The organism is Hyphomonas sp., assembly GCF_018402285.1.
Taxonomy (GTDB): Bacteria; Pseudomonadota; Alphaproteobacteria; order Caulobacterales; family Hyphomonadaceae; genus Hyphomonas.
In genome coordinates this window covers 344,086-368,953 of sequence record NZ_JAGYJH010000003.1, presented here as the reverse complement: position 1 = coordinate 368,953, position 24,868 = coordinate 344,086, and the positions used below count along the sequence as shown (strand labels likewise).

29 protein-coding genes are annotated in these 24,868 nt (G+C 63.6%); 5 read left to right on the top strand and 24 right to left on the bottom strand.

Annotated elements, in window-relative coordinates; genetic code table 11:
* Nucleotides 1-13: 13 nt before the first annotated feature.
* From KG722_RS04355 to KG722_RS04335, 5 genes are all read right to left on the bottom strand, one after another.
* A complete protein-coding gene (locus KG722_RS04355) occupies nt 14-931 on the bottom strand; it encodes a hypothetical protein (protein WP_213269855.1) in 918 nt (305 codons plus the stop codon).
* Between the two features lie 24 nt (nt 932-955).
* A complete protein-coding gene (locus tag KG722_RS04350; protein ID WP_213269853.1) occupies nt 956-1,405 on the bottom strand; it encodes a biopolymer transporter ExbD in 450 nt (149 codons plus the stop codon).
* A 12-nt stretch (nt 1,406-1,417) separates the two neighbouring features.
* The gene (locus tag KG722_RS04345) at nt 1,418-2,128 is read right to left on the bottom strand and encodes a MotA/TolQ/ExbB proton channel family protein (protein WP_213269850.1); all 711 of its coding nucleotides are present in this window, start codon (nt 2,126-2,128) and stop codon (nt 1,418-1,420) included.
* A 210-nt stretch (nt 2,129-2,338) separates the two neighbouring features.
* The gene (locus tag KG722_RS04340) at nt 2,339-2,797 is read right to left on the bottom strand and encodes a YbgC/FadM family acyl-CoA thioesterase (RefSeq protein ID WP_213269848.1); all 459 of its coding nucleotides are present in this window, start codon (nt 2,795-2,797) and stop codon (nt 2,339-2,341) included.
* On the bottom strand, nt 2,794-3,939 hold the full coding sequence (locus tag KG722_RS04335; protein WP_213269846.1) for a DUF3137 domain-containing protein: 1,146 nt from the start codon (nt 3,937-3,939) through the stop codon (nt 2,794-2,796). Before KG722_RS04335 ends, KG722_RS04340 begins: the two co-directional genes overlap by 4 nt.
* Before the next feature lie 76 nt (nt 3,940-4,015).
* Here KG722_RS04335 and KG722_RS04330 point away from each other — a divergent pair, with 76 nt between their 5' ends.
* Nucleotides 4,016-4,393 carry a DUF983 domain-containing protein gene (locus tag KG722_RS04330; protein WP_213269843.1) on the top strand — a complete coding sequence of 126 codons (378 nt, stop codon included), beginning with the start codon at nt 4,016-4,018 and terminating at the stop codon, nt 4,391-4,393.
* Here KG722_RS04330 and KG722_RS04325 read toward each other — a convergent pair.
* From KG722_RS04325 to KG722_RS04285, 9 genes are all read right to left on the bottom strand, one after another.
* Nucleotides 4,390-4,797: a GFA family protein gene (locus tag KG722_RS04325; RefSeq protein ID WP_213269841.1), complete on the bottom strand. Its 408-nt coding sequence runs from the start codon at nt 4,795-4,797 to the stop codon at nt 4,390-4,392. The genes KG722_RS04330 and KG722_RS04325 overlap by 4 nt on opposite strands.
* A complete protein-coding gene (gene ruvB, locus KG722_RS04320) occupies nt 4,794-5,828 on the bottom strand; it encodes a Holliday junction branch migration DNA helicase RuvB (RefSeq protein ID WP_213269839.1) in 1,035 nt (344 codons plus the stop codon). Before ruvB ends, KG722_RS04325 begins: the two co-directional genes overlap by 4 nt.
* Nucleotides 5,825-6,445 carry a Holliday junction branch migration protein RuvA gene (ruvA, locus tag KG722_RS04315; protein ID WP_213269837.1) on the bottom strand — a complete coding sequence of 207 codons (621 nt, stop codon included), beginning with the start codon at nt 6,443-6,445 and terminating at the stop codon, nt 5,825-5,827. The genes ruvB and ruvA overlap by 4 nt, the downstream gene beginning before the upstream one ends.
* Nucleotides 6,442-6,945 carry a crossover junction endodeoxyribonuclease RuvC gene (ruvC, locus tag KG722_RS04310; RefSeq protein WP_213269835.1) on the bottom strand — a complete coding sequence of 168 codons (504 nt, stop codon included), beginning with the start codon at nt 6,943-6,945 and terminating at the stop codon, nt 6,442-6,444. Before ruvC ends, ruvA begins: the two co-directional genes overlap by 4 nt.
* 135 nt (nt 6,946-7,080) lie before the next feature.
* On the bottom strand, nt 7,081-7,647 hold the full coding sequence (locus KG722_RS04305) for a fasciclin domain-containing protein (RefSeq protein ID WP_213269834.1): 567 nt from the start codon (nt 7,645-7,647) through the stop codon (nt 7,081-7,083).
* Between the two features lie 144 nt (nt 7,648-7,791).
* Complete coding sequence (locus tag KG722_RS04300; protein ID WP_213269833.1) at nt 7,792-8,886, bottom strand: aromatic ring-hydroxylating dioxygenase subunit alpha; 1,095 nt, start codon at nt 8,884-8,886, stop codon at nt 7,792-7,794.
* 8 nt (nt 8,887-8,894) lie between these two features.
* A complete protein-coding gene (locus KG722_RS04295; protein ID WP_213269831.1) occupies nt 8,895-9,473 on the bottom strand; it encodes a protease inhibitor I42 family protein in 579 nt (192 codons plus the stop codon).
* Between the two features lie 86 nt (nt 9,474-9,559).
* Nucleotides 9,560-10,354 (bottom strand): hypothetical protein, encoded by a 795-nt coding sequence (locus KG722_RS04290; protein ID WP_213269830.1) that lies wholly within the window; start codon nt 10,352-10,354, stop codon nt 9,560-9,562.
* A 4-nt stretch (nt 10,355-10,358) separates the two neighbouring features.
* Nucleotides 10,359-11,210: a hypothetical protein gene (locus KG722_RS04285; protein WP_213269828.1), complete on the bottom strand. Its 852-nt coding sequence runs from the start codon at nt 11,208-11,210 to the stop codon at nt 10,359-10,361.
* Nucleotides 11,211-11,335: 125 nt separating this feature from the next.
* Here KG722_RS04285 and lepA point away from each other — a divergent pair, with 125 nt between their 5' ends.
* On the top strand, nt 11,336-13,141 hold the full coding sequence (gene lepA, locus KG722_RS04280) for a translation elongation factor 4 (RefSeq protein WP_213271558.1): 1,806 nt from the start codon (nt 11,336-11,338) through the stop codon (nt 13,139-13,141).
* 43 nt (nt 13,142-13,184) lie between these two features.
* Here lepA and KG722_RS04275 read toward each other — a convergent pair whose 3' ends face one another.
* The 3 genes from KG722_RS04275 to KG722_RS04265 are packed head-to-tail and all read right to left on the bottom strand — an operon-like array spanning nt 13,185 to nt 14,669.
* A complete protein-coding gene (locus KG722_RS04275; protein ID WP_213269827.1) occupies nt 13,185-13,772 on the bottom strand; it encodes a hypothetical protein in 588 nt (195 codons plus the stop codon).
* On the bottom strand, nt 13,765-14,286 hold the full coding sequence (locus tag KG722_RS04270; protein ID WP_213269824.1) for a sigma-70 family RNA polymerase sigma factor: 522 nt from the start codon (nt 14,284-14,286) through the stop codon (nt 13,765-13,767). The genes KG722_RS04275 and KG722_RS04270 overlap by 8 nt, the downstream gene beginning before the upstream one ends.
* Nucleotides 14,287-14,339: 53 nt before the next feature.
* A complete protein-coding gene (locus KG722_RS04265; RefSeq protein WP_213269821.1) occupies nt 14,340-14,669 on the bottom strand; it encodes a thermonuclease family protein in 330 nt (109 codons plus the stop codon).
* 699 nt (nt 14,670-15,368) lie between these two features.
* On the opposite strand from KG722_RS04265, the gene tsaD reads away from it, so the two are divergent.
* Nucleotides 15,369-16,457: a tRNA (adenosine(37)-N6)-threonylcarbamoyltransferase complex transferase subunit TsaD gene (tsaD, locus tag KG722_RS04260; RefSeq protein ID WP_300998228.1), complete on the top strand. Its 1,089-nt coding sequence runs from the start codon at nt 15,369-15,371 to the stop codon at nt 16,455-16,457.
* A gap of 362 nt (nt 16,458-16,819) precedes the next feature.
* Here the strand turns inward: tsaD and KG722_RS04255 are convergent, their stop codons facing one another.
* Entirely contained in the window at nt 16,820-17,509 is a 690-nt protein-coding gene (locus KG722_RS04255) for a TetR/AcrR family transcriptional regulator (RefSeq protein WP_300998226.1), read from the bottom strand.
* Between the two features lie 166 nt (nt 17,510-17,675).
* Between KG722_RS04255 and KG722_RS04250 the strand changes: the two genes are divergently transcribed.
* Together KG722_RS04250 and KG722_RS04245 are read left to right on the top strand one after the other, a co-directional pair.
* Nucleotides 17,676-17,972 (top strand): YciI family protein, encoded by a 297-nt coding sequence (locus KG722_RS04250; protein ID WP_213269812.1) that lies wholly within the window; start codon nt 17,676-17,678, stop codon nt 17,970-17,972.
* Entirely contained in the window at nt 17,969-18,661 is a 693-nt protein-coding gene (locus KG722_RS04245; RefSeq protein WP_213269810.1) for a glutathione S-transferase, read from the top strand. Before KG722_RS04250 ends, KG722_RS04245 begins: the two co-directional genes overlap by 4 nt.
* Here the strand turns inward: KG722_RS04245 and KG722_RS04240 are convergent.
* The 6 genes from KG722_RS04240 to KG722_RS04215 all read right to left on the bottom strand — a co-directional run bounded on the left by KG722_RS04240 (nt 18,645) and on the right by KG722_RS04215 (nt 24,787).
* On the bottom strand, nt 18,645-19,469 hold the full coding sequence (locus KG722_RS04240; RefSeq protein ID WP_213269808.1) for a sulfotransferase family protein: 825 nt from the start codon (nt 19,467-19,469) through the stop codon (nt 18,645-18,647). The genes KG722_RS04245 and KG722_RS04240 overlap by 17 nt on opposite strands.
* Before the next feature lie 71 nt (nt 19,470-19,540).
* A complete protein-coding gene (locus tag KG722_RS04235) occupies nt 19,541-20,080 on the bottom strand; it encodes a hypothetical protein (RefSeq protein ID WP_213269806.1) in 540 nt (179 codons plus the stop codon).
* A gap of 296 nt (nt 20,081-20,376) precedes the next feature.
* Complete coding sequence (locus KG722_RS04230; protein WP_213271557.1) at nt 20,377-22,503, bottom strand: PQQ-dependent dehydrogenase, methanol/ethanol family; 2,127 nt, start codon at nt 22,501-22,503, stop codon at nt 20,377-20,379.
* A gap of 152 nt (nt 22,504-22,655) precedes the next feature.
* Nucleotides 22,656-23,525 (bottom strand): orotidine-5'-phosphate decarboxylase, encoded by an 870-nt coding sequence (gene pyrF, locus KG722_RS04225; protein WP_213269805.1) that lies wholly within the window; start codon nt 23,523-23,525, stop codon nt 22,656-22,658.
* The gene (locus KG722_RS04220; protein ID WP_300998225.1) at nt 23,522-24,349 is read right to left on the bottom strand and encodes a serine protease; all 828 of its coding nucleotides are present in this window, start codon (nt 24,347-24,349) and stop codon (nt 23,522-23,524) included. The genes pyrF and KG722_RS04220 overlap by 4 nt, the downstream gene beginning before the upstream one ends.
* Nucleotides 24,350-24,352: 3 nt before the next feature.
* Entirely contained in the window at nt 24,353-24,787 is a 435-nt protein-coding gene (locus KG722_RS04215; RefSeq protein WP_213269803.1) for a DUF350 domain-containing protein, read from the bottom strand.
* Between the last annotated feature and the right edge of the window lie 81 nt (nt 24,788-24,868).

The window sequence follows — 24,868 nt, the reverse complement described above, 5'->3', positions numbered from 1 at the left end:
CGACGCAGACGTCTCAACCCTGTTTCGGGCCAAGCGTAACGTTGATATCTTTCCAAAGCTCGTAATCTTCCGCCGGAAGACGGTAATTCCCGATTTCCCCGCATTTACGGACTGCCAGCAGCGCGCGGTCAACCGCAATGCCGGACCGGCCGACTGGACGCGAGCGGGGCTCAAGCAATTTGACCGACTCCGCCAGCGACCCATCGCGAGCGAGTTTGACATTCACCGTAACGTCAATCTGGTGCTCCGGGGGAAGGTCATCGACGGTCGTCCAGCATTCCATTATCTGACGGCGCAGGGCGGCCTGAAGCGAGGCGGTCGCGCCGGTGCGCGCCCCTGCCCCAGCCTGGTCGCGGTCGGAATTGGCGAGCACGGGCCGGTCCGATTGCTGGGCATCGGGGCGCTGCTCCGAAGTGCGCTTGGACTGTAGCGCGCTTTCAAAATCATCTAGGAAATCAAGGTCATTCTTCGGCTTGGCCGGGGGCTTTTCCACCGGCTTAGGCTTCGGCTTGGGTTCCTCTTTCTTCGGCTCGGGCTTGGGCTCTGGCTTGTTTAGCGGCTCGGGCTCTGGCTGGCGCGGATCAGGCACCTCGACCTCTGGCTCTGGCTCAGCCGCTTCAGGTTCCGGGGGCGGCGGGGTTTCCTCCGCCGCTTCAGGCGCCGCTTCGGGCTCCGGCTCAGGTGTATCGGAGCGGCGCAGCTCGGCGACGTCAGAGATGCGGCCGATCTCAAGGAAGTCGATCGGGAGGTCCGCCGAAGAGGCACATTGGGGCAGCTGCATCAGAATCTCAACCGAGCTGATGCCCGGTTGCTCCCGGCGCAGGCGGTCGATCTGTTCCTGGCAGTCATCCCTCTGCTGCGGCCATGAGACAACCGCCATGGCCAGTACGCTGGCATGTACTAGGGCGGAAACTGTCAGGCCACGAAGCATCGGTTAGGCGGGTTCCTTATGCGGTCAGCGGGGTTGATCGGTCTTCTGTTCAGTAACGAAGGACATGCGGGTGAAACCTGCGCCGCGCACTTCGGCGGTCACCTGCATCACGATGCCATAGGGCACCGCTTCATCGGCATAGAGGAAGACGTCCTTGTCATATCCCTCGCCGACGATCGCCTGCAGCTGGGCGCCCAGGCCGTCGATCTCCATCTCCGTCTGCTGCACGAGAACCGTGCCGTCCTGCTTGACCCAGACGGTGAGCGGAGCGTCATTGGGATCGGATTTGAGCGGCGCGGAGGTTGTCCGCGGGAGGTTGAGCTGCTCACCGCGCACCAGCATCGGCGCGGTGACCATGAACACGATGAGCAGCACCAGCATGACGTCCACGAAGGGTGTCACGTTGATTTCGGCGTTCAGCGCACGCCGTCCGCGCCGTCCGCCTTTGCCACCAGAACCGAGGATCAGACCCATGGGCTGGCCGCCTTAATCGCGCGAGGCATCCGACGCGCGCCGGGAGAGGCGCACGAGGACATCCTGGGAAAATGTGTCGAGCTGATCGCCGAGCTTGGTCAGGTCGCTGGTGAACTTGTTGTAGAAGATGACCGCCGGAATGGCGGCGATCAGGCCAAGGCCGGTGGCAAACAGGGCTTCAGCGATCGGGCCGGCCACGGTGCCGAGGCTCGTATCCTGCTGCTCTGCGATTTTCAGGAACGCGTTCATGATGCCCCAGACCGTGCCGAAGAGGCCGATGAAGGGTGAAGCAGAACCAATCGTCGCCAGAATGGACAGGCCGGAACTGGCCCGGCCGATCTCGCGGTCGACGGCGGCGCGCATCGAGCGTTCGGCGCGGCTGACGATGGCGGTGGCTTCAGCGGCGGGCTGGCCCTTGCCGGCGTCTGACCATTCGCGGGCGGCGGAGATGAACACCCGGCTGGCGGGGTCCTTGCCACCCTGCCCCGGGCGCATGTCGATCTCGCCGGCACGGCCGCTCCAGAACGCCTCTTCAAATTCGCGTGAGGACTTCTTAAGGCCGCCCAGCTTGAAGAATTTTTCGCCGATCACGATCCAGGACCATACCGACGCAAGAAACAGGGCGACAAGCACCAGCTTCACCACAGGGTCTGCGGCCATCAGCAGGCTGATCAGGGAAAAATCCGAATGGCTGGCAACCACGCCGATTGCTTCTGTTTCCATGGGTCTCGTCATCTCCTTGGCGAGCCAGGGCAGATCACAGCTCCCCGGGCCGCACCTGCGGTACCAGAAATGCGGGGGGGTTCAACTGCGGCCACTGGTAATTTATGCTCTGTAATCTAGTTCAAATCCGGCAGAAACACGGCGTGTTGCAGGCTTTGCTCAGTCGATATGAGCCTTACTGCATGATGGTTAAGCCATTATGGCGGATTCTTAATCTTTGCCGGCCCATTTGAAGGCTTCCAGCAGCTCCGCGATTTCCCTTATCGGGCGGCGCAGGCGCCCGTCAGCATGGATCATCACGGCCGTGATCTCGGCCTCGGCGATCTGCTCCCGGTCCCGCAGGCAGGCCTGCGAGAAGCGGATGCGGGGCCCATCCATGCCCAGATAACGGGTACGGATATGCAGCAGATCGTCCACCTTGCCGGGCTTTCGATAGGTGACGTTCACATTCGTCAGCGTGAAGGCGGCCGGATCTTCCCGTGCGAGCAGCGACTGGTGGGAGACCCCGGCGTCGCGCAAATGGTCTGACCGGCCCCGCTCGAAGAAGCGCAGGTAATTGGCGTGATATACCATGCCGGTGAAGTCTGTGTCTTCGTAATAAACGCGCACGGCAATCCAGTGCTGGCGGGCCGCATCGAAGTTCCGGGAATCAAGAGCAGGAAGTGTCATTCCCCGCCCGTATCAGACTTGCGCGCCAGCATGAAGGCATGGGCCAGCGTATCGACGAGGGTAAGCGCTTCGGTCAGATCCGAAATGGTCTGGCGCAGGGTTTCCTCACTCCAGGCGCCGCTCACAACATCTACCAGGTTGAACCGGTTCACTCCCGGAAAGTCAAACACGAGCCGGCGCCTCTTGGCGACGCCCCGGAACTTGCCGTCATGGGCAAGGCCGATCACCCGCTCGATGACCGCCGGATTGAAGATCGCGCGCGCTTCCACCTGGTCGGTGGCTCGCAGACGGTAGGCTGCGTCAAACGCCTTCGGGCCAAGATCGACATCGGCAAAGCGCACGCCCGAGGCTTCCTGCGGCCAGCTGGTCTTGCGGGCGCGCAGCTGGGTGACCCCGTGCAGGTCAAAGGGCGCATCAAGCACGATCACGAGGTGATGAATGTCGGGCGCGTCCTCGACCCGCTCGACCCATTCGAACATGTCGAATGCGACCCCACGCCGGACCCCGTGAAACCCGTCCTCGATCGTCGCCTGCCGGGCGGCGAGTTCCTGATAGCGTTCCTTCTGCTCCTTGCTGCCAACGACATAGACGTTGGACTCAATCATTAGACCGGTTTCGCGCGCGGCCGCGACCGCCTCGTCCATCCCGCCGGCTTCATCGAAGGTCGTGGCAAGATTGCGCAGCTCGGCCGGTGCCCAGCTCTGCTGCGCCAGCCATTTGAGCGCGCCAGGAGAGCCGCCCGGCGTGGGCACATAGGAGAGCCCCAAGGGCGCGCACAGGACGGCCAGCGCCTTTCCCCGGATAAGGAATCGGCGCTTTGCGTCCAGCAATACGTTCACAAGAGTGCGCCGGAAAAGGAACAGCGCGCCGATAAAGCTCCCGAAAAACAGCACTGGAAAAAGGATGAAGACGAGTGTTTCGCCCCACCATGTATTGGGCAGGAGGCCCTGAATGATCAGGAAACTGATTACAAAGAAAATAAATCCGCCGGTAAGCACCCCGCTGATCCGGCCTTTCAGTTTCTTGCCGTCCATCGGGCGCATGTCTGCGTCGTTAAGCAGGGGCACAACCTCAGCGTCTGCATGGGCGCGCAGCCCTGCAAAGCCTTCTGCCTGCTCGATATCGTCCCAACCCAGCGCCATGACCGGAAGCTAGCAGGAGACCCGTGCGGCGTCATCCCTCATAACAGCGGGGCCGCGGCGGGTGTAAGAGCGATGCATGATCGATCCCGGCGCGCCCTCCCCGGCCCCATTGCCCCCCTGGCGGCGCGTGCTGCGGGGCCTTGGCCATCGCTGCCCGGAATGCGGGCGGGGAAAACTCTATGCGCGGTATCTGAAGCAGGTGGAGAGCTGCGCGGCCTGCGGCGCGCCCATCGGACGCATCCGCGCCGAAGACGGGCCGCCCTGGCTCACGGTGTTGATTCTCGGGCCATTCCTCGCGGGCCTGACCTTCATCAGTTCCCGGCAGGAAAGCTGGCCGCTCTGGATCACCCTGCCTGCGCTCAGCGCATTTGCGATCCTGGCTGTCCTGATGCTCCTTCCCCGGATCAAGGGGGCGATCATTGGCCTGCTCTGGGCGATGAACCTGGACCGTTAACTTTCCGGCGGCCTGGGAACACCTTCAGCCAAACGCGGCAAGCCATCGTCAAAATCGAAGAAGGCTGCCTGATGGCTCGTCCAAATATGAATGACGGGTTTGGAAGGCAGAGGCGTATCGAGACTGGCAACACGCAGAATAACCGAGCCCTGATCTTTCAATTCGGCCACAAGGTGTGATCCGCACCGCGGACAGAAATAGCGCAGCTTGCCAGGCGTGGTTTCAATGCTGGCGACGATATCTTCGCCCCTTGTCCAGCCGAATCCGGTCCGGGGCGCCCTCGCCGTGGGTGCGAAAGCTGCTGAGTGCACTTTCTGGCAAGTCCGGCAATGACAATGCCCGATCGGGCCCATGCTTTCAGCCCGGTAAGCGACCGCGCCGCAAAAACAGCTTCCTTCCATCATGCTTCGTCTTCCCCGAAGAGCGCTGACTGCTGCCCGTTGGGCGCCTTCAGGCCGAGCCGTTCATAAGCGAGCGGCGCCGCCACCCGACCCCTCGGCGTGCGCGCGACATAACCCTTCTGCATCAGGTAGGGTTCGATCACGTCTTCCACCGCGTCGCGCGCTTCGGACAGGGCCGCCGCCAGCGTATCGGCACCGACGGGCCCGCCCGCATAGGTTTTTACCAGCGCGTGGAGATAGCGCCGGTCCAGCGCATCGAGCCCATCCTCGTCGATCTCGAGCCGCTTCAGTCCCCGGGCTGCAGAGGCGCGGGTGATGTCGGCCCCTTCGGCCTCGGCAAAGTCGCGCACCCGGCGAAGGAGGCGCAGGGCGATGCGCGGCGTTCCGCGCGCGCGGGCAGAGATTTCCACCGCCCCGTCTTCCGTGATTGGAACACCGAGCTTGCGGGCCGCTGCCATGACAATGCGGCCAAGCTCTTCGGGCTCGTAAAACTCAAGGCGTACGGGAATGCCGAACCGATCGCGCAGCGGCGTAGCCAAAAGGCCGGCGCGCGTCGTGGCGCCCACAAGCGTGAACGGGGCCAGATCGAGCCGCACAGACCGCGCTGCCGGCCCCTCTCCGATCACGATGTCAAGGGCATAATCCTCCATCGCCGGATAGAGGATTTCTTCCACGATTGCCGGGAGCCGGTGAATCTCATCAATAAAGAGCACGTCATTGGGCTCAAGATTGGTAAGGATCGCCGCAAGGTCGCCCGCCTTGGCAATCACGGGGCCGGAGGTGGCGCGGAAGCCGACGCCCATCTCCCGGGCAAGGATCTGCGCCAGCGTGGTCTTGCCAAGGCCGGGCGGCCCGAACAGCAGCACATGATCGAGCGCTTCCTTGCGCCCGCGTGCCGCCTCGACATAAACCTTGAGATTGGCCTTCGCCTTGCGCTGGCCGACATAATCCTCAAACGTCTGTGGACGGAGGGCACGGTCCAGCGCGTCGGGCCCTTGGGCGTTAGGATCAGAGAGGCTTCCCTCGCGGCTCATCGCGCCAGTTCCTTAAGCGCGCCTTTCACGAGCGCGCCAACTTCTTCAGCCCCGTTCTTGGCGGCGGCGGCAACGGCCCTGGCCGCTTCACCCTGGGTGTAGCCGAGATTGACGAGCGCGCTGACCGCTTCGGCGCGGCTGCCCGTGACGCCCTCAGGGCGCGCCGAGGCAAGACCGGCCACAGCGGCGACTTCAAACTTGCCAAACCGGCCGAGCGGGGGCGCCTTTCCGGCCAGCTCCGTAACGATCCGCTCACCGAGTTTCTTACCAATACCCTTGGCGCGTGTGAACGCGCCTGCGTCGCCCAGCGCAATCGCGTCCATGATGTCAGCCGGGGAAAGCCCGTCGAGAATGGCGAGGGCAGATTTTCCGGCAACGCCGGGCACATCCTGCAGGCGCACGAACCAGGCGCGCTCTTCATCGGTGGCGAAGGCAAACAGGGTGATCGAGCTTTCGGTGACGCGCGTTTCAATATGCGCCGTGATCGCGTCGCCCGTCTGCAGCCTTGCCAGCAAGCGCGTGCCGGCGAGGGCGACATAGCCCACGCCGTTGACATCAATCAGCACATGGTCGAGCCCGATGGCTGCAACCTCGCCCTTCAGACGCCCGATGATCATGCCGCGCCTTTCTTCATCTGGAGGGGCCGGTGATGGGCCGCGCAGATGGCGCAGGCGAGCGCGTCGGCCGCGTCGAGCTTCATCGCCCCTGCCCTCGGAAGGAGGCGCTGGACCATGAATTTCACCTGGTCCTTGTCGGCCGTGCCGGTGCCCACAACCGTCAGCTTTATCTGGCGCGGGGCAAATTCGGCAACCGGCACGCCCGCCATGGCAAGGGCGGCCATCGCCGCGCCGCGCGCCTGGCCGAGCTTCAGCGCCGAGCGGGGGTTGGCGTTCACGAGGGTCTCCTCGACGCCGGCCGCATCCGGCCCATGGTGGCGGGCAAGCTCTCCGACCGCCTCGAAGATATGGCCGAGCCGCTCAGCCATCGAAATGTCGGTCGGCGCCTCGATCACGCCATGGGCCACATGCACAAGCCGCGCGCCCACCTGTTCGATGACGCCCCAGCCGGTATGGCGGAGGCCCGGATCGATGCCGAGGATACGAATCGGGTTGCTCATCGCCGACACCCTAACAGGCTGGGCAGTAAATGGAATCTTCCCATTTTCACTTTTTGTTCGCGCCGCTGAAAAAAAACCGCGCCTGCAATGAAGCAGGCGCGGTTTTGATTGTCCGCCAGAAAGGGCGCTTGCGGCTTATTCAGCCGGGCGCGGCAGGACGACGGTGTCGATGACGTGGATGACGCCGTTGGAAGCTTCGATGTCGGCCGTGGTGACGGTCGCATCATTTACCTTAACCGAGCCGTCGGCTTCGGCGCGCACGGAGAGGTCAAGACCGGCAACCGTCGAGGTCGCTACACCGGCATCGGCCGAGGGAACGTCAGCGGCCATGACCTTGCCTGCCACGACGTGGTAGGTGAGGATCTGGGTCAGCTGGTCCTTGTTCTCGGGCAGCAGCAGGCTGTCGAGGGTGCCTTCCGGAAGGGCGGCAAAGGCAGCGTTCGTCGGCGCGAACACCGTGAACGGGCCGGGGCCAGAAAGGGTTTCAGCCAGGCCCGCGGCCTGAACGGCGGCAACCAGGGTGGAGAAGTCGGGATTGCCAGCGGCAATATCGACAATCGTCTGAGCAGGGGCTTCAGCAACCGGTTCGGCGACGGGTTCTTCAACAGCCGGCGGCTCGACGACCGGCGCAGGAGTTTCGGCGGGGGCGCAGGCAGCAAGCGTCAGAGCGCTGGCCGCAGCGGCAAGAAGATAGAGTTTCATTCGGTAAATCCTTCTGGTGGCGCGCCGTTGCAGCTTGGGACAAGCGCGGCGCGGGCCATAACATGGGGCGATCACGCGCTCCGGCCAGTGGGCACCTTTTCATTTGTCCAAGGCTTTTTCAGGGCATTTTGGAGGCAGACTGCCTCAACTCATCCATCTCAGCACGCGCGGCTCGATTGGATTGGCAAACTCACGGCCCTCGCTCCGGGCGGCTGTCCATTCGCGCTTGAGCATCTGGTACCATTTAGCCTGCACATCGATGTCGTCGATCCACAGCATCGCCTTCTGATGCGCCATGCCTTCATTCTGCAGGTCCACCATCCGGCCATCCTGCGCCAGGAAGGTTGCGCCCATATGCTTTGCCACCGGGACGGCGAGGTTCAGCAGCGGGGCGCCCGTCCACCAGGTGAACTGGGTGATCCGTGTACGTTTGGGCGCTTCCGGTGTCAGGCAGGTCAGCGTCAAGAGGCGCGCGGTCGCGTTGGAGATGATCTCCCACCGGTAGCCGGGTAGCTGAAAGCGGATCTCCGTCATCACGTCCCCGCCGAACACCCAGCGGTAAAGCTTGGAATTGGAAGAAGGCGCATGCCGGTCAATCGCCCAGCCGCGCAGGGTCGGGATGAAGGGCTTCTGCTTCAGCTTCAACCCCGCAGAGGGCGGACGCCACCACCACTGGTTATGCACAAAGGGCACATGCGCCGGGTCCATCAGGCCCACGACAGCGTCATCCATATGCGCATTGAAGAGGTCGTGGATGACGAATTTCGGCTTGTCGGGCAGCGGTCCGAAGTCCGGAGGCGGAACGGCGGGCGGCTCCGTGCTGCGCGCGTCATGCGTCACATAGACATACACTGCCCCGTTTGCCTCATGCACCGGATAGCGGCGCACCTTGACCTTTGAGGGGTCATACAGGCTGCCTTCGGTCAGGCTCGGCATCAGCCGGCAGCCGCCATCGGTGCCAAACCGCCAGCCATGATAGGGGCATTGCAACGTCCACTGACCATCCGTTTCCACCTGCTCGCCCGCCGACAGCGGCACCAGGCGGTGCGGGCAGATATCGCGCAGGGCAAACGCCTCCCCCGCCGGGGTGCGCCCCACGACGACCGGCTCACCCAACATCATGATCCGCTGATGCTGGCCCGCCTTCAGCTCCGCAGACGGGGCAGCCAGATACCAGCTGTCGGTCAGGAAGCCGTCGGCGGTGATGCCGGTCTTCGGGGCGGCGTGGGTATCTGCCAAGGGGCGGCCTACTCCGCCGCCGTGACGGTAACCGTCAGCTCATAGGCATCCATCGGCTCTTCCTCGGTTTCCCAGGGACGGCCTTCGGTCAGCTTCACCACACCTGTGCCGGTGCCCGACGCCGTCAGGTCGAAGCTCATATAGTGGTTGCCACCAGTAAAGCCGGGAAGGTTCTGCAGCGCCGGATTGGTCGCCCGGGTATTCTCTGCTGCGACAGCCAGGAAGTCCGGCTTCTCGACGATCTGCCAGACATAGCCCGCCGTCGGAATGGTCTCGAGTTCGATGCGCAGGGTTTCACCTGCAGCCAACGACACTTCTCCGCCCGCCCGATCGGCGCCGGCATAGACAACCCCGGCCTCCGCTTCTGCCTGCGCGGCATCAGCAGCAGCTGTCTGGGCCTCTTCGCTGGGCATTTCGCCCATTTCATATTCACCCATCCCCGGCTCCTCGGCCTCTGTTTCGGCGGTTTCTGCGTCCACAGTCGACGGCTCCACGCTGCCGGTATCAACCTCGGTCTCGACCGGCGTGCAGGCGGCAAGCCCCAACGCAAGCGCACCGGCCATCGTCATTCCAAACGGGTATCGCATCAGACGCTCCTGTTCCTGTCCGGAATATCGCTAAGTTCGCCGCGCGGCGAAAGCAACTGGGCATGGCTGACGATATGGGGGCAGGATCAGCCGCCCGACTGGGCCGAAAACTCGACCTGACCGCCGCCTTCGGAGAAATAGCGGCTCCAGAAGCCGCGCAGCTTGGCATCAAGCTCAGCCGGCAGGGGCGAGCGCGCCTTGTCGTGCAGGCGGCCATAGCCGATGACCCGAACCAGCGTTCCCGGGGTCCTTGCCCCTGCCCTATGATCGGCGACGATACCCATCAGCTCGTCTTCCGGCAGGGCGGCAAACTTGCTCCAGGCGATCATGTCGCTGTTCTCCAGCATGTCGGAATAGACGATGATCCGCGTATAGGGCTCAGCTTCCGTCGAGCCGGTCCAATGGCCGATCGTGCGGATGATGTCGGAGCCCGAAGCGTCCTCAGCGGTGTTGATGACCTCGCGCAGGGAGGCAGCGAGGCTGCTGATGTACTGCTGCTGGTCTTGTTTCGCCTTCATCGTGCTGCAGCTGCCCATGATCTCGTCGACCACGCCGCCGCTTTGCGGGCAGCCGGGCTTGCAGGCATCCGCAAGCCGGCGCGTCTTGGAGTAGTGGTCGGAAATCGTGGCGATGATGATCCGGTCTCCTGTCTCAAGCCGGTCCACCACCCCGCCAAGGCTTTCCATCAGAACGGTCTGGTCACCGGCATCAAACGTCGTTGTCCGGTCGATTAGGAACAGGGTCGAGCGGTCGCTGAGCTTGCAATAGTCGTCCGGTGTGCGGTTGACGAAGCCTTCGCCCGACACGCCCGAACAGGCCGCGACAAGGAAAGTGAAGGCAAGAACCGGCAGGGCGAGCCGGCGTCCGGAGAAACGGGTCATAGGTTCAGGCGCTGGCCCTGTTGATCTGGTTGGCGTGGCGGCGTTGCTCGATGGACTCAGCGTCCGCTCGCTGGCCCTTGACCAGGGCGAGCTTCTTCTCCGCCTTCTTCAGCGCAATGTCGGCCTCCTGGAAATCCGGATGCGGATCGTGTGAGAAATACGCTGCCGTAAGGCCGACCGCGATGATCCCGAGATTGATGGCGAAGAAGATCCAGCCGGAAATGCCGAGGCCCGCCTTGAACATTTCCCCGGCCATCTGCGCCGCGCCGGTGCCCCCCAGCATATCGGAGAAGCTCGCCTGCGGCTGTGTCTCGAAGTCGAGAAAGCCCTGGCGCAGCACCGAGACGCCATAGATCAGCGCCAGAATGATCGCTGTGATCAGGACCACCTGCAGCAACTGCCCGGCCCAGCCAGCTTTCTTCACATGATAGCCAAACCGGCAGAGCACGAGGCCGAGCCTGTGGGCGAGCGTCACGAGGATAACCCCCACAAGGAAGGCAACGCCCAGCGAAACGGTCGGGCTTTCCCGGAAGAACAGCTCGAAACTGAGCCGATTAACCGGAATCTCGAATAGCATTAGGCCCAGCATGAAGGGCCAGTAGAAGATTGCGCGCGCATATCGAGGCTGGCGGTCAACCTCGGCCTGGATGGCATCCCATTTACCATTGATCGTGTCGTAATGCTCCTTGGCGTCAGCCACGCGCCCGCCATACCGGGTCTCGATCGCCTTCATGTTGCCCTCATGCAGGGCGTTCAGGCGCTCGACCTTGGCATCCTTGGCGGCGGCGCGGTCCACAGCCTTGCCACTCCCGATAACGTGAATGGACGAGGCGCCCCGATCTGCATTGTCCGCCATAGGGTCATCCTCCAAAGGGGAAACAACAGGCTAATGAGCGTTTATGGCACTCGCAAGGCGAAGACCCACATACCGCACGCCATCCCCCACTTTCCCAGCGCGGCAGTGCCCGCTATATGCGCCCGATGACACCGCGCGATAAAATCCGTAATTTTTCGATCATTGCCCATATCGACCATGGGAAATCGACCCTAGCAGACCGCCTGATCCAGGCCTGCGGGGGTCTCACCGACCGTGAAATGAGTGAACAGGTGCTCGACTCGATGGATATCGAGAAAGAACGGGGCATCACCATCAAGGCCCAGACCGTACGCCTCGCCTACACGGCGGCCGACGGCGAGACCTATACGCTCAACCTCATGGACACCCCCGGACACGTTGACTTCGCCTATGAAGTCTCCCGGTGCCTGGCCGCCTGTGAAGGCTCGCTGCTGGTGGTGGACGCCTCCCAGGGCGTGGAGGCCCAGACGCTCGCCAACGTCTATCAGGCCATCGACCAGAACCATGAGATCGTCCCCGTTCTCAACAAGATCGACCTGCCGGCGGCCGATGTCGACCGGGTGAAGGAGCAGATCGAGGAGATCATCGGTCTCGACGCCTCCGACGCGGTGCAGATTTCGGCCAAGACCGGACTTGGCATTCCCGATGTGCTGGAAGCCATCGTCACCCGCCTGCCCCCGCCCAAAGGCGGCGATCAGGCTTCGCCCCTCAAGGCGGCGCTGGTGGACGCGTATTACGACCCCTATCTCGGCGTCGTCGTCATCGTGCGCGTGCATGAGGGCGTGCTGAAGAAGAAGCAGGTCATCCGGATGATGCGCACCGGCGGGGTCTACGAGATCGACAAGGTCGGCACCTTCAATCCCAAGCTCACAGAAACCGACGCGCTCGGCCCCGGCGAGGTCGGCTATTTCGTCGCCTCGATCAAGGAAGTCGGCGATTGCTCGATCGGTGACACGATCACCGAAGACAAACGCCCCACCGAAAAGGCCCTGCCCGGCTATAAGGATGTCCAGCCGGTCGTCTTCTGCGGCCTCTTCCCGATGGATGCGGGCGATTTTGACGACCTGCGCGCCGCGATGGGCAAGCTGCGCCTCAATGATGCGTCGTTCACCTGGGAGATGGAAACCTCAGCCGCGCTCGGCATGGGCTTCCGCTGCGGCTTCCTTGGCCTGCTTCACCTCGAAATCATCCAGGAACGCCTCTCCCGCGAGTTTGACCTCGACCTCATCGCGACCGCCCCGAGCGTTGTCTATGAAATGTCGATGACCGACGGCACCGAGATCGAACTGCACAACCCGGCAGACATGCCCGATGTTGTCCGTATCTCGGAAATCCGCGAGCCCTGGATTGCCGCGACCATCTACACCCCGGACGAATATCTCGGCTCGATCCTGAAACTCTGCCAGGACCGCCGCGGTATCCAGACCGAGCTATCGTATGTCGGCGGACGGGCGTGTGTAAAATACGAACTGCCCCTCAACGAGGTGGTGTTCGACTTTTACGACCGCCTGAAATCCATCTCGCGCGGCTATGCAAGCTTTGACTACACCCTCATCGGCCACCGCGCCGAAAACCTCGTCAAGCTGCAGATCCTCGTCAATGAAGAGCCCGTCGACGCGCTCGCCATGCTCGTCCACCGCGACCGCGCGGAAAGCCGCGGCCGCCAGATGTGCGAACGCCTCAAGGAACTGATCCCGCGCCAGATGTTCAAGATCCCGATCCAGGCGGCCATTGGCGGGCGGGTCGTGGCGCGCGAAACCATCAGTGCCATGAGGAAAGACGTCACCGCCAAATGCTATGGCGGCGACGCCACCCGTAAACGCAAACTCCTCGACAAACAGGCTGCTGGCAAGAAACGCATGCGCCAGTTCGGCAAGGTGGAAATCCCGCAGGAAGCCTTCGTGGCAGCGCTTCGGATGGATGGGGATTGATCTCTCGCTTGCCGCTTCCCGGAACCGGGAAACGGCAAGCGGCTCATTCTTCAAATACCGCAATCTCCGCGTCCAGCGCCTTCACGGCGCGCCTGTTGAGCCAGACGATCCCGGCAAAGAGGGCGCCCACAATGCCGAGGCTGAAGAGGAACACGGCCATCTTGAGCGCGAGCGGCGCAGGATTGTCAGGCGAAAAGCTCACCGCGGAGAGGAAGACGACCATTCCCGGCACGAACGGCATCAGATACCAGCGCCACACTGTCGAAAGCGCGGCGCGCTGGCGCAGCAGCTCGCCCTTGTGAAAGTCCGTCAGGCTGAGCGCGGCGTCGATCTGGCCCGCCCCCGCGGCGCGCGCCATCGTGTGCAGTTTCCAGACCACATAGAGCGTTGCGAGCATGATGAGCGCCGCCCCGGCCCGCACGCCCCAGTCGGGCACGGTGAGCGCAATTCCGCCAAACGCGATCAGCACGAAAATCGAAGCAGCATACTCAGTGATGTTTCGTGTACGGATACGGGACTGGAACGCGCCTGCCTTGCGCCGCACCTCTTCAACCGGCATGACATAGCCATCGGCTGCCTGCTCCCGCCACAGCGTGCGGATCGGGTCTTGGTCCGGGGAACGATCAGACATCGGCTTTCTCCCTGAAATCTTGTGCCAGCCGCGCCTTGAGGCGCGAGATGCGCGTCATCACCGCGCCCGGCGTGAAGCCGGTAATTTCCGCGATCGAGAGCGCATCAAGCTCTTCCAGATAGAGCGTCATCACCTGCCGGTCGGCAGGCTTCAGCGCCCGGATCCAGGCGTTGAGGCGTTCCAGCGCGTCCTCCCGCTCATAGTCCGAGGCCGGATTGTCCGGCGAGGCGACGGGCGCAATGGCCTCCTCGCCCACCAGCCCGCGATTGCGCCGGATCTCTCGGCCCACATGGGTCGAGGCCACATTGTGCCCCACCCGGTAAACCCAGGTCTTGAGGCTGCACCGACCGTCAAACTTCGCGAGGCTCTGCCAAAGCGCCACATGCATTTCCTGCAACAGGTCCCGCCGCCGCTCCGGATTGGCCTCCATCGCGCGCGCGAGCCTCTGCAGCGCCGCGCCATGCGCCTGCGCCGCTTCAATGTAACGCTGATCCTGATCGGGCACCGTCTTCATGACAGGACAGTCTGGCAGCAGCGCGGTTTCTTACAATCCTCAGGCGGATTTTTTCAGCCGCACCAGTCCGGCTTGTCCTGCCCGGCCTCGTAGGCCCAGTACTGTAGGTGTCCGCGCCCAACGAGGGATCCAGCAACATCCTTGCCATCGACCGTCAGCAGCAGAAGGTCCCGGCCATACTTGTCCGTCCCCATGGAGCCCCGGACTTCTACGGTCCCGGCATTGGTCAAAGCCCGGGCAGCATCCTTTGCCTGCGCAGACCGTGCCCGCTCCGCCTGACAGTCTGCACGCGAAGGCGATCCTTCCGGAGCATCGACCCCATACAGCCGGAACGCGCGGCCGTTTATCCAACCACTGTCGCCGTCCACCCACCGGATACTCACCGGCGCTCGCAGGTCCGTTTCCCGTACAAAAGCGACGGGCAAACTTGCGCTGTTTGAGGTGTGCTGACGATCTCGCGCGCCCTGGCCCGGAGCGATCTGAACGGGAGCGGCAGCATGCAAGTCTGACTTTCCAGGTGCCGTCCGGGCATCCCAGAACATGACACACGCAAACAGCAGCAGGCAGATCGCTGTGCAGATCGCCAGTCCACCCGCTGGCCCGATCACGCGCGCCCGAGCGCCCCCCTTTCGGGAGAACCTCAGCTTGTTACCGCGCACCGGACCGGGCGCAACAAACCGCCGCCTTTGCCGCCGGAATTCCAGAACCGAGCTTTTGCGCGCCATCGGATACGCCTCCCCCGCCGAGTCCGAAAAGCCTGCCAGCAAGAGCCTCACAGAGCGTTTGCGGGTTCGGTGAAATTTCAACGATCCGTCCGGCTGGCCACAGCGTGCCGAAGCGTGCACAAAACCAGGCCTGACCGCGAAAAGATCCCGCCATGCGCGCGCGGGCCTCCACGCTTCGGGCCGCCTCAGCCGCTCGGCCTTCGGCATGAACTCTGGCCTGCCGCCGGAAGGCTCGAAGATGGGCGTCAGCGATGAGGTGAAATTCTGGATCGACGCGGAGTTCACCAGCCCGCCCAAGCCCGAGGCGCCCTGACTTAGCCGCTTCTATCCGGGGCGCTGCCCCGCTATATGCGGGCGATGAGCAAGCCCCTGACAATCCTCGGCATCGAGACGAGCTGCGACGAGACCGCCGCCGCCGTGCTGCGTTATGAGGATGGCTGCGCGACGCTCCTCTCCGATGTCATCCGCACGCAGCTCGCCGAACATGCGCCCTATCTCGGTGTCGTGCCGGAAATTGCCGCGCGCGCCCATGCTGAGCTCGCCGACCTCACCGTTGCTGCCGCCATGAATGCCTCGGGCCTTTCCTACGCCGATCTTGACGGCGTCGCCGCCACGGCCGGTCCCGGCCTGATCGGCGGCGTGCTCGTCGGCCTGATGACCGGCAAGGCCATCGCCCAGGCCGCCGGCAAACCCTTCATCCCTGTCAACCATCTGGAAGGCCACGCCCTCTCACCGCGTCTCAGCCAAGACTGTCCCTTCCCTTACCTCCTGCTGCTCGTCTCAGGCGGGCATTGCCAGTTCCTCGATGTGCGCGGTCTCGGCGACTACCGCCGTCTCGGCTCCACCATTGACGACGCCGTCGGCGAAGCCTTCGACAAGGTGGCCAAGCTCCTCAGTCTCGGCTTTCCCGGCGGCCCGGCGGTGGAAGCGATGGCGCGCAGCGGCAACCCGCAGGCCCATGACTTTCCCCGTCCTCTGCTCAGCCGTCCCGGCCTCGACATGAGCTTTGCCGGCCTCAAGACAGCCGTGGCTCGCGCGGCGGCAAACGCCGGCACGGACGTGGAAAAGGCCGATATCTGCGCCAGCTTCCAGGCCGCCATCTGCGATGTGCTGGCGGAGAAGACCGGCCGCGCGCTGGAGAGTTTTGACGCGGGCACAGGCGACAAACGCCTCGTCGTGGCAGGCGGGGTGGCCTCGAACAAGGCGATCCGCGCCGCGCTGGAAACTGCCGCACAAGCTCAGGACGCGCGCCTGATCGCCCCGCCCCTGCGCCACTGCACGGACAATGCCGCAATGATTGCCCTCGCCGGGGCCGAGCATCTCGCTGCCGGTCTTGGCGACGCAGACGGGCTCGTCTCCGGGGCGCGGCCGCGCTGGCCGCTGGATGAAGCCTCTGCCAAGGCCGACCCGGTGTTCGGCGCCGGGCGGCGCGGCGCCAAGGCCTGACTTCCTTGACTTCAGATCAAAAAAATACGGGCGCCTGTCTGGGAGGCGCCCGTTTCGCGAGGCGGCGGGTGGGAGGAAACCCCGACGCCTGGCTCGTGCCTGCGCGGCAGGGGAAATGCCCGCGGCGAAGCCTCGATCCGAGGCAGTCTCAACCGACGAAATATGCCAGCTGCAGCGTCGCCCACATGACAAGGGCGGTCGCGGGAATGGCCGCAAGGAAGGACATTAGGGCCTGACGGTTTTCCTGGGACGAAGAAGACATGGGAGGGTGCTTTCGATGGTAGAGGGCAGCGACCACCGCCGCCCATGAACCTCCTATAGCATTCCATTGAGGGATAATCAATGAATAAATTCGATTTCGTTCAATGATCAGCGTTTAGCTTCTTCACCGGCAGCAATTCGCCCGTTACCGGGCAGTGCGTATCAGTCGCCGCCGTCACGCCGTCCCAGGGCGCCGGGGTGGTTGCGCCGGGAGACAAACCGGCCAGCAGCAGGTCCATGACGCCGTCCAGCTCCCGCTGTAGCTTCGGCAGGGTGAGCTTTGAAAACAGCTGCGGGAAGCGGAACTTCATCAGCGCCGACTGCCACATCTCGGCGACCTCTTCAGGGTTCGCTATCTTGCGGAACTCGCCGGATGCCACGCCGTCATTGAGGATCTGCACCAGATAGATGCGCTCGGTCGCCAGCTTGTCATTCATGTAGAGCGGGCGCTCGTCGGAGAGCACCTCGGCCACTTCAAGGATCTTTGCGTCCTCGTCGATTGCCGAATAGGTGCGGGCGAGTTCGTAATGGAATATCTCGCGTAGTCGGTCTCCTGCAGAAACCTTGCGCGCCGCAATCACCGAAAAGGTCTCGTAGGCCTCTTCATTGAACTTCCGGGCCATCGCCTCGGCAATATCCAGCTTCGACGCAAAGAAGCGGTAGATGTTGCCGGCGGACATGTTGCAGTCCTTGGCAATCTCCGCCATCGTTGTCTTTGAGTAGCCGTAATGAAGGATGCGCTCCACGGCTGCGTGGAGGATCATTTTGCGGGTGTCGTCCATCTGGGTCATCGCGCCAGTGTACAGCAAATTGCTGAACGATCAATACAGCGTTCAATCACCAATTTGTGTCGCCTAGCGGACATTCGGCCGGTGGCACGGGCTTTCCCAAAAGGTCGATGACACTCCCCGCAGGACTGTGCCATAGCGGCGTCTGATCAACAGGGAAATGCCCGCCATGCCGCTATTCTGCCTGCACTGCCTCGACAATGAGACCGATGGGGCCGAGCGCCGCGCTGCCACCCGGCCGGCCCATCTGGAATGGGCTGCCAGCATCGGGGAGGCCTGCCGCATGGCCGGCCCCCTGCTCAGTGAAGAGGGAAAGATGATCGGCTCGGTCTTCCTGATTGCCGCCGAAAGCATTGAAGCGGCCCGCGATCTCCATGCTGAGGACCCCTACACGAAAGCGGGCGTATTCGGGGATGTCCGGATCAACGAAACCCGCTGGGCCATCGGCGAAGGAAAGCCTGCATGAGAAAGTTCATTTCCGGCAATCTCAACTATTCCAGCTGGTCGATCCGCCCGCTTCTGGCGGTCCGCAAGGCGGGTCTGGGGATCGAGGAGGAAATCATCCCGCTCGACTTTCCCGAGACGACCACTCGCCTCAGGCAGATCAGCCCCACCGCCAAGGTGCCCCTGCTGATTTGGGACGGGACGGAAATCTGGGAAAGCCTCGCCATCACCGAATTTGTCGCGGAATTGGCCGCCCCTGGCCTGATCTGGCCGAAAGACGCCGCCCGCCGCGCTATCGCGCGCGCGGTTTCCTCCGAAATGCATGCCGGTTTCGCCGCCCTGCGTCAGGCGTGCTCGATGGATGTTCGCGGCAGAGCGCCCGCCCCACCCATGACCTCCGCGCTGGAAGCCGACATCGCCCGCATCCAGCAGATGTGGTCACAGCTGCGCGAGACCCATGGGCGGAACACTGCCGAACCCGGCCCCTTCCTCTTAGGTGCCTGGTCAGGCGCCGACGCGTTCTACACGCCCGTCGTCACCCGCTTCCGCACCTATGGCCTGCCGCTAGAAGGCGCCGCAGCAGAATACGCCGCTGCGGTCCTGGAAGACCCGCTTTTCAGGACATTGGAAAAAGAGGCCAAGGCTGAGCCCTGGTGGATAAGCTATGGCCCGGAAGGCCGCTCAAGCGGCTATTTCAAGCCGGAGGCCTGAGAAGGTCATAGCCAAGATCATGCCGGAACAAGGCGCGGACATGATCGGCATAGATGTCCATAGCCTCATCTGAAAACAGCGCCTCGAGTGACTGTTTTCGGTTCTGGACCACATTCGGTTCCCCGTTGGGGTCAGTCTTCTTGGCCATCTCTTCCTTGGTGCCGGCAAACAGCGCCGCCTCGATCGCTTCGGGCTTAAGCGTGATGCCCCAATGGGCAGCAATCTTTTCAAGCGTCGCGCGCGGATCGCGCTGGGTTTCCTCATACTGCACCCGCAGGATGCTATCCGGATAAGTCGCCTCGATATCGCCCCAGCGGTTCCAGAAACGCGCCAGCCAGTAGAGGTCGCAGCGGAACCGGCTGCCGCCTGGATCGCCCTTCAGGTATTCGGTCCAGCTGACCTGGATATCGTATTCCCATTTGGCGTGATGGGAGGCGAGGATCGACATCGGATGGCGAATGCCGAGTGCATAGTTGGGCAAGCCCGCCAGCGAACGCGCCCAGCCCCAGTCGGCCAGCCGGTGCGGGATCGTGTGGCTCCGCGCAAGGCGCGGCAGCTGCGGATGCACCGGCTTGTCTGTCGGAAAGCCGATATACGGGCGCAGCGCATTCTCAGAGTAGTACTTCGGCCGCGCGATGCCGTATGTATCGGCGAGCGCCACCGACAGCATGTACATCATCCAGTGCGTGCCGGAATTCTTCGAGGTGACAAGGAATCCGTCAAACCGGCCATGCCGCAGCACGGAAAAGTTTACCCAAGCCTCGGACCGGGCTTTGGCGAGATACTCTTTTGGCAACACGTTCTGCATGCCAATGAGGGTTAATGCCCGAATGCGGCAATGCAACAGGCAATCCCTGCAACCTCAGGGCGCTCTGCGTCTCAAGTCTTCAGGCCCGCCATATCCCGGTAGATCTGCAGCAGCGCCAACTGCGCCCGGGTCGGCAACCCCTCGGCTTCCGAGACCGCCTCCAGCATCGTGTCGAGATCGACCACTTCCTTGGCGCTCAGCTGGGGCGCATTCACGACCAGTCGGCTGAGCCGGCGCATCTGCTCCTCGCCCGGCAGCTGGCTGCCCGCCACCCAGGCCGCATGCGCGGCGAGATCTTCGGCTTCGGGATCTGAAAAACCGAAATGGGTCTTGATCTCTTCCTCAATCGTGTCGGCCTGATGAGGGCTGAGCGGCCCACCGCGCGCCAGCGCCATCATCATCATCATGATAGCGGCCGCCTCGCGCGGATCCTCAATCAGCTCCACCCCGCCCTTTCCGGCGCGCCATTTGAAGGCAAGCCGCCGGGGCGCATTGGCAACCGTCTTGGCCACCTCGCTCAGTTCATCCAGGCCACGCCGCGCCATCCGAAGGCGCCAGGCCCACACGGCAACTGCAGTAAGGATCGCAAGAGCGGCAAAGACGATATGCATCCTGCCACTCTAATCCCGCTGAGCCGCGCGCGCCATGACCAATTCTGTAAGGTTACGGATAAGGTGCCCGCCCTGCTCATTCCGGCGCGGCCTGCAGGAGACGGTTTGCCTCAACCGCCTTCAACCAGATCGACCCCGGCTCGACGCGCCCTTCGCTGCCAACAAGCCAATCGAGGAGACCAGCGCAACCAGCCGGTCGAACGGCCAGTTGCGCGGTTAAGCTATTAGCGCCGGCCCCTTCCGGGGCTCTTGCTCCGCAGCCGGAGCACTCTCCGGCCCCGCCCTCCTACTGCGCGTCAGGGGGTGGGTTGCTCTGCGGGGGCGGCGGCCGCATGTGCCTGTGTCAGCACATAGGCGCGGATCGCCTCGGACTCGTCCGGCGTGATATAGTCGGCAAACGAGACCATGCCATTTGCAGCGAGGTTGCCCTCCAGCACCACGCCCTTCCAGGCGTCGGGATTGGCGGTGATCGCCGACCAGCGCAGGTCCGGCAGCACGCCGGAAGATACGCCCAGCGGGCCGTGGCACACTGCGCAGTTGCGCGCATAGTGCACCGTGCCTTCCGCGATCAGCGCCATCGAGCCGAACGCTTCGGCCTTAGGTGTCGCGTCAATCGGCGGCAGTCCTGAATCGGCAATCTCACCGGTCGCGCCAAGCTTGAAGGTCACGACCTTGCCGACCGTGGACTCAACCTTCTCGTCATAGGCAAAACCCGCCGCCAGCGCGAAGGCAGAACCCCAGCCGGTGGTGATCGTGACATACTGCTCGCCGTCGATCATGTACGTCCCCGGACCGGATGCCCCGCCGGATTTAAGGTCATGACTCCACAGCTTGTTGCCGGTGGCGGCGTCATAGGCGACAAACTCGCCGTTTAGCTTGCCCTGGAAGACAATCCCGCCAGCCGTCGACAGGACGCCGCCATTCCAGGCGTTTTCATGCTCCACACTCCAGCGCGGCGCCCGGGCAATCGGGTCCCACGCAATCAGGCGTCCCTTCAGGCTCGCGCGCAGGAACTTCACCACTTCCGGTGGCGCAATCGGGGGAACCCCGGCCGAGAAATCGATCCCGGTATTCCAGCCGACAGGGCGAGAGAGGAAACGCGGATCTTCCGCATATGCCTGCGGAATTTCCTGGGCCGGAATATACGCTAGGCCCACATCCGGGTTGAACGCCATCGGGTGCCAGTTATGGCCGCCCAGCGGTCCCGGCGTCTGCTCGAAGGGCTGCTTGGTGTAGCGCGCCTCGGGCACTTCGATCGGCCGGCCGTTTTCATCAAGGCCTGTCGCCCAGTTCGTCGGCACGTAGGCGTCGCCCGAAATATACTCGCCGGTTGCCGCATCGATCACATAGAAGAAGCCGTTCTTGGGCGCCTGCAGCGCAACACGGCGTGAAGCGCCGCCCTCGCCGAGCGGCAGGTCCGCCAGGATGATCGTCTGCGTTGCGGTATAGTCCCAGTTATCCCCCGGCGTCGTCTGGAAGTGCCATTTGTAGGCGCCGGTCTCCAAGTCCACCGCCACGATGGAAGAGAGGAAAAGGTTATCCCCGGCCGAAGGATCGCGGAACGTGCGGTTCCAGGGCGAGCCATTGCCGACGCCGAAGATGATCTGGTTGTTCACCTCATCATAAACGATCGAATCCCAGACTGTGCCGCCGCCGCCATCTGTCGTCCAGGCGCCTTCATCGCCCCACGTCACGTTGCCGACCTTTACGAACGCATCATCCGACGCCGCGCCGTCCGGCTGCTTGTTTGGATTGGGAACGGTATAGAACCGCCACACCAGATCACCCGAACTTGTGTCGTAGGCGGAGAGATAGCCGCGCACACCGAGTTCTGCCCCGCCATTGCCGATAAGCACCTTGCCGTTCACCACACGCGGCGCGCCGGTGATCGTGTAGGGCTTTTCCTGGTCCACGGTCACCTTGCTCCAGATGACCTGCCCGGTTTCAGCGTTGAGCGCTTCAAGCCGCCCGTCGATCACACCAACATACACCTTGCCGTCATAGACCGCCACGCCCCGGTTGACGACATCGCAGCAGGCCTTCACGCCCACGGCGCGATCCGCCTGCGGATCATATACCCACTTCTCCTCGCCGGTCTTGGCGTCCAGCGCATAGACCACCGACCAGGCGGAAGTGACATACATAACCCCGTCGACCACGATGGGGGTGGATTCAACGCCGCGATTGGTCGCTAGGTCATACGTCCAGGCAACGCCCAGCTCGCCGACATTTTCCGTGTTGATGGCGGTCAGCTTGGAATGGCGCTGCTCGTCATAAGTGCCGCCATAGGTCAGCCACTCATGGCCCGCGCTCTCGGTTGAAATACGCGCGGTATCCACCGCCGCAAAGCCGCGCGGCTCTGCCTTCTGCACCTGCCCCTGCCCGCAGGCCACCAGTATCAGTGCCGCCAGGGCGCCTGCCATCACGGGGCTGGCCCGGCGGGCCATCACAAACTTGCTCACGCTAATCCTCCCAGACTTCGCCCTGCCGCGCCCACGCGCGCAGGGTCAATTTGCCGGGAGACTATCTGCTTGTGGTGTAAAGTCGAGCCATGACGCGGCGGGAGCGGCCTGCCTCAGGCGATGGCCGCCAGCCGGAGCTCGTCGCGCGCCTCAAGGATCGCGTCCTCGATGGCCTGGCGCCAGCTTGCCTTGTCGCCGGCGCTGGCCGCCGCCTTCGGAAAATTGACTGACCGTGACGCGCTCACCACCCCGCCCTCCCCGTTCACGAGGCCGGAGCAGGCCTCAGAAGCGGCAGCCCCCTGCGCGCCATAGCCAGGCACCAGGAACAGCGCCTTGGGCGCCAGCGCGCGCACAGCGCGGGCTTCTTCGGGCGCGGTTGCGCCAATCACCATCATCAGGCTCGACCAGCCACACGGGCTCATCAGGCGCTCGGTCAAGGGGCCAAGCGCTTCGGCCACGCGCACATAGAGCGGCGCCCCGCCCATGATCCGCGACTGGAAATCGGCAGCCCCGGGATTGGAAGTGCGCACCAGTACGATCACGCCCTTGCCATGGGTCTTGGCGAGCTTTGCATAAGGCTCCAGCGTATCGAGCCCCATATAGGGGTTCACCGTCAGCGCGTCGCCTTCAAACGGCGCGCCAGGCGACAGATAGGCCTGCGCGTAGCCTTCCGCCGTGCTGCCGATGTCCCCGCGCTTGGCGTCCATCAGCACGATCAGCCCGGCCGCGCGCGCAGCCTTTGCCGCCGCCTGAAGCGCCGCCATGCCTTCGGGGCCATGCCGCTCGAACAGGCTGACCTGGGGTTTGACCACCGCCACCTTGCCGGCAGCCGCCTCGATGATCGCCTGCGACCATTTCCAGACGCCTTCAGGCGTATCGCCACCTAAAATATCCGGGATCAGGCCCGGATGGGGATCAATCCCCACACAGAGCGGGCCAAATTTCCGTGTGCCGTTGATGAGCCTGGCTGCAAAATCAGTCATGTGCCCACCTCGCACATTACCTTGACCACCTGCAAGCGCCGCCGGGCGGTGTCTGATGCCGCGCCATAGTCGCGCATCCCGAAGGTTCCTGCTGGCCCCGCCTCGCGGGCAACGCCGATGCTGGTCAGGAATGCCTCCACCGATTGCGGCGCTGTGGTGTAGATCCGGCCCCGCCGCGGGCTTTCGGCCACGATCACGCCGCGCACCGCCCCGTCCTTGCTGAAGATCGGCCCGCCTGAAATGCCGCCCAAGGTGCCGCTTAGCCCTTCGGTGCGGCCGATTTCTGCCCAGGCCAGGATCGGCATATCCGCTTCCCGCGTCCCGCGCGTGACGAGGCGCGAGCGACCGACCAGCTTGCCGGCGAGTTCACCTGGCTGCCCCTGCGGGAACCCGACCAGGTAGCCCTCGCTGCCGAGGAACATCGGTGAGGCGAGATCCAGGGTGACCGGATTGGGGCTCCGCCCGGTTGAGAGCAGCGCAAGGTCATGGCCGTCATCGAGCGCGATCCGCGCCACCGGAACATAATTTCCGGGCGCCACTTCAAGGCTCACCTTGGCGCAGCCATCCACAACATGGCGCGCGGTCAGCCAGTCGCCTCGCGAATTGACGGCAAAAGCGGTCCCCACCCCGTTCTTGGGCGGGCCGGCTTGCACAACCACCAGCTCGTCCAGCGGCGAGGGGTCAGGCAACAACGGCCCCATTTCCTCGGCAATTTCCGAAGGCGGCGGCGGCGCTGGCGCCTCGGCTTCAGGCGCCAGCGAGAATACGACCAGGAGGATGAAGCCGAGGGCGGCCGCATAAATCACCCAGTCGAAGCCACGCATCTGTCAGACCCTTTGCAACACCGGATCCCACAGCCCTGCCGCAAAGATCAGCCCTGTGCCGAGTTTTGCAGCTGCCAGGACCACCGCAGCGCCCATCTCGTCGTCCGAGATGCGGCGCGGGATGCCCCGCAGGATAAGGTCCACTAGACGGTAGGTAATGAGTTGCATGAGCAGCGCAATGGCGCCCCACAGCACAAGCTCGGGCAGCGAGACAGAAGACGCCAGCGTTGACGCGATCGGAATGGCCAGCCCCCCGATCGCCCCGCCCAGCGCCACACCAGCCGAAGCGTTGCCATCCTTGACGAGGGCAAGTTCCTTCCACGGTGTGAGCAGGACATAGACGGTGGAGGCCACCAGAAGCATCACAGCCGCCATCCCTGTTGACAAAAGGAAGCGCGGAAAGGCTGCATCAAAAGCGCTCAGTTCTCCCAGTATCACCCTTGTTTATCCTCGCTGGCGGGTCTACCCCCCGCATCTGGAAACCACCACCCGACCCTATCCAGTGCGTCCCGGCGCCTC

What these genes read in the sequence shown, in the direction of transcription:
- KG722_RS04325 (WP_213269841.1), bottom strand. Translation starts at nt 4,797, where the DNA reads ATGATGGAAGGAAGCTGTTTTTGCGGCGCGGTCGCTTACCGGGCTGAA.
- KG722_RS04230 (WP_213271557.1), bottom strand. Translation starts at nt 22,503, where the DNA reads ATGGCAGGCGCCCTGGCGGCACTGATACTGGTGGCCTGCGGGCAGGGG.
- KG722_RS04240 (WP_213269808.1), bottom strand. Translation starts at nt 19,469, where the DNA reads ATGCAGAACGTGTTGCCAAAAGAGTATCTCGCCAAAGCCCGGTCCGAG.
- KG722_RS04270 (WP_213269824.1), bottom strand. Translation starts at nt 14,286, where the DNA reads ATGAAGACGGTGCCCGATCAGGATCAGCGTTACATTGAAGCGGCGCAG.
- KG722_RS04345 (WP_213269850.1), bottom strand. Translation starts at nt 2,128, where the DNA reads ATGGAAACAGAAGCAATCGGCGTGGTTGCCAGCCATTCGGATTTTTCC.
- ruvA (WP_213269837.1), bottom strand. Translation starts at nt 6,445, where the DNA reads ATGATCATCGGGCGTCTGAAGGGCGAGGTTGCAGCCATCGGGCTCGAC.
- ruvC (WP_213269835.1), bottom strand. Translation starts at nt 6,945, where the DNA reads ATGAGCAACCCGATTCGTATCCTCGGCATCGATCCGGGCCTCCGCCAT.
- KG722_RS04330 (WP_213269843.1), top strand. Translation starts at nt 4,016, where the DNA reads ATGATCGATCCCGGCGCGCCCTCCCCGGCCCCATTGCCCCCCTGGCGG.
- KG722_RS04305 (WP_213269834.1), bottom strand. Translation starts at nt 7,647, where the DNA reads ATGAAACTCTATCTTCTTGCCGCTGCGGCCAGCGCTCTGACGCTTGCT.
- KG722_RS04295 (WP_213269831.1), bottom strand. Translation starts at nt 9,473, where the DNA reads ATGCGATACCCGTTTGGAATGACGATGGCCGGTGCGCTTGCGTTGGGG.
- KG722_RS04235 (WP_213269806.1), bottom strand. Translation starts at nt 20,080, where the DNA reads ATGCATATCGTCTTTGCCGCTCTTGCGATCCTTACTGCAGTTGCCGTG.
- KG722_RS04250 (WP_213269812.1), top strand. Translation starts at nt 17,676, where the DNA reads ATGCCGCTATTCTGCCTGCACTGCCTCGACAATGAGACCGATGGGGCC.
- ruvB (WP_213269839.1), bottom strand. Translation starts at nt 5,828, where the DNA reads ATGAGCCGCGAGGGAAGCCTCTCTGATCCTAACGCCCAAGGGCCCGAC.
- KG722_RS04220 (WP_300998225.1), bottom strand. Translation starts at nt 24,349, where the DNA reads ATGCGTGGCTTCGACTGGGTGATTTATGCGGCCGCCCTCGGCTTCATC.
- KG722_RS04290 (WP_213269830.1), bottom strand. Translation starts at nt 10,354, where the DNA reads ATGACCCGTTTCTCCGGACGCCGGCTCGCCCTGCCGGTTCTTGCCTTC.
- KG722_RS04355 (WP_213269855.1), bottom strand. Translation starts at nt 931, where the DNA reads ATGCTTCGTGGCCTGACAGTTTCCGCCCTAGTACATGCCAGCGTACTG.
- KG722_RS04340 (WP_213269848.1), bottom strand. Translation starts at nt 2,797, where the DNA reads ATGACACTTCCTGCTCTTGATTCCCGGAACTTCGATGCGGCCCGCCAG.
- KG722_RS04245 (WP_213269810.1), top strand. Translation starts at nt 17,969, where the DNA reads ATGAGAAAGTTCATTTCCGGCAATCTCAACTATTCCAGCTGGTCGATC.
- KG722_RS04285 (WP_213269828.1), bottom strand. Translation starts at nt 11,210, where the DNA reads ATGGCGGACAATGCAGATCGGGGCGCCTCGTCCATTCACGTTATCGGG.
- pyrF (WP_213269805.1), bottom strand. Translation starts at nt 23,525, where the DNA reads ATGACTGATTTTGCAGCCAGGCTCATCAACGGCACACGGAAATTTGGC.
- KG722_RS04275 (WP_213269827.1), bottom strand. Translation starts at nt 13,772, where the DNA reads ATGTCTGATCGTTCCCCGGACCAAGACCCGATCCGCACGCTGTGGCGG.
- tsaD (WP_300998228.1), top strand. Translation starts at nt 15,369, where the DNA reads ATGAGCAAGCCCCTGACAATCCTCGGCATCGAGACGAGCTGCGACGAG.
- KG722_RS04335 (WP_213269846.1), bottom strand. Translation starts at nt 3,939, where the DNA reads ATGGCGCTGGGTTGGGACGATATCGAGCAGGCAGAAGGCTTTGCAGGG.
- KG722_RS04350 (WP_213269853.1), bottom strand. Translation starts at nt 1,405, where the DNA reads ATGGGTCTGATCCTCGGTTCTGGTGGCAAAGGCGGACGGCGCGGACGG.
- lepA (WP_213271558.1), top strand. Translation starts at nt 11,336, where the DNA reads ATGACACCGCGCGATAAAATCCGTAATTTTTCGATCATTGCCCATATC.
- KG722_RS04255 (WP_300998226.1), bottom strand. Translation starts at nt 17,509, where the DNA reads ATGACCCAGATGGACGACACCCGCAAAATGATCCTCCACGCAGCCGTG.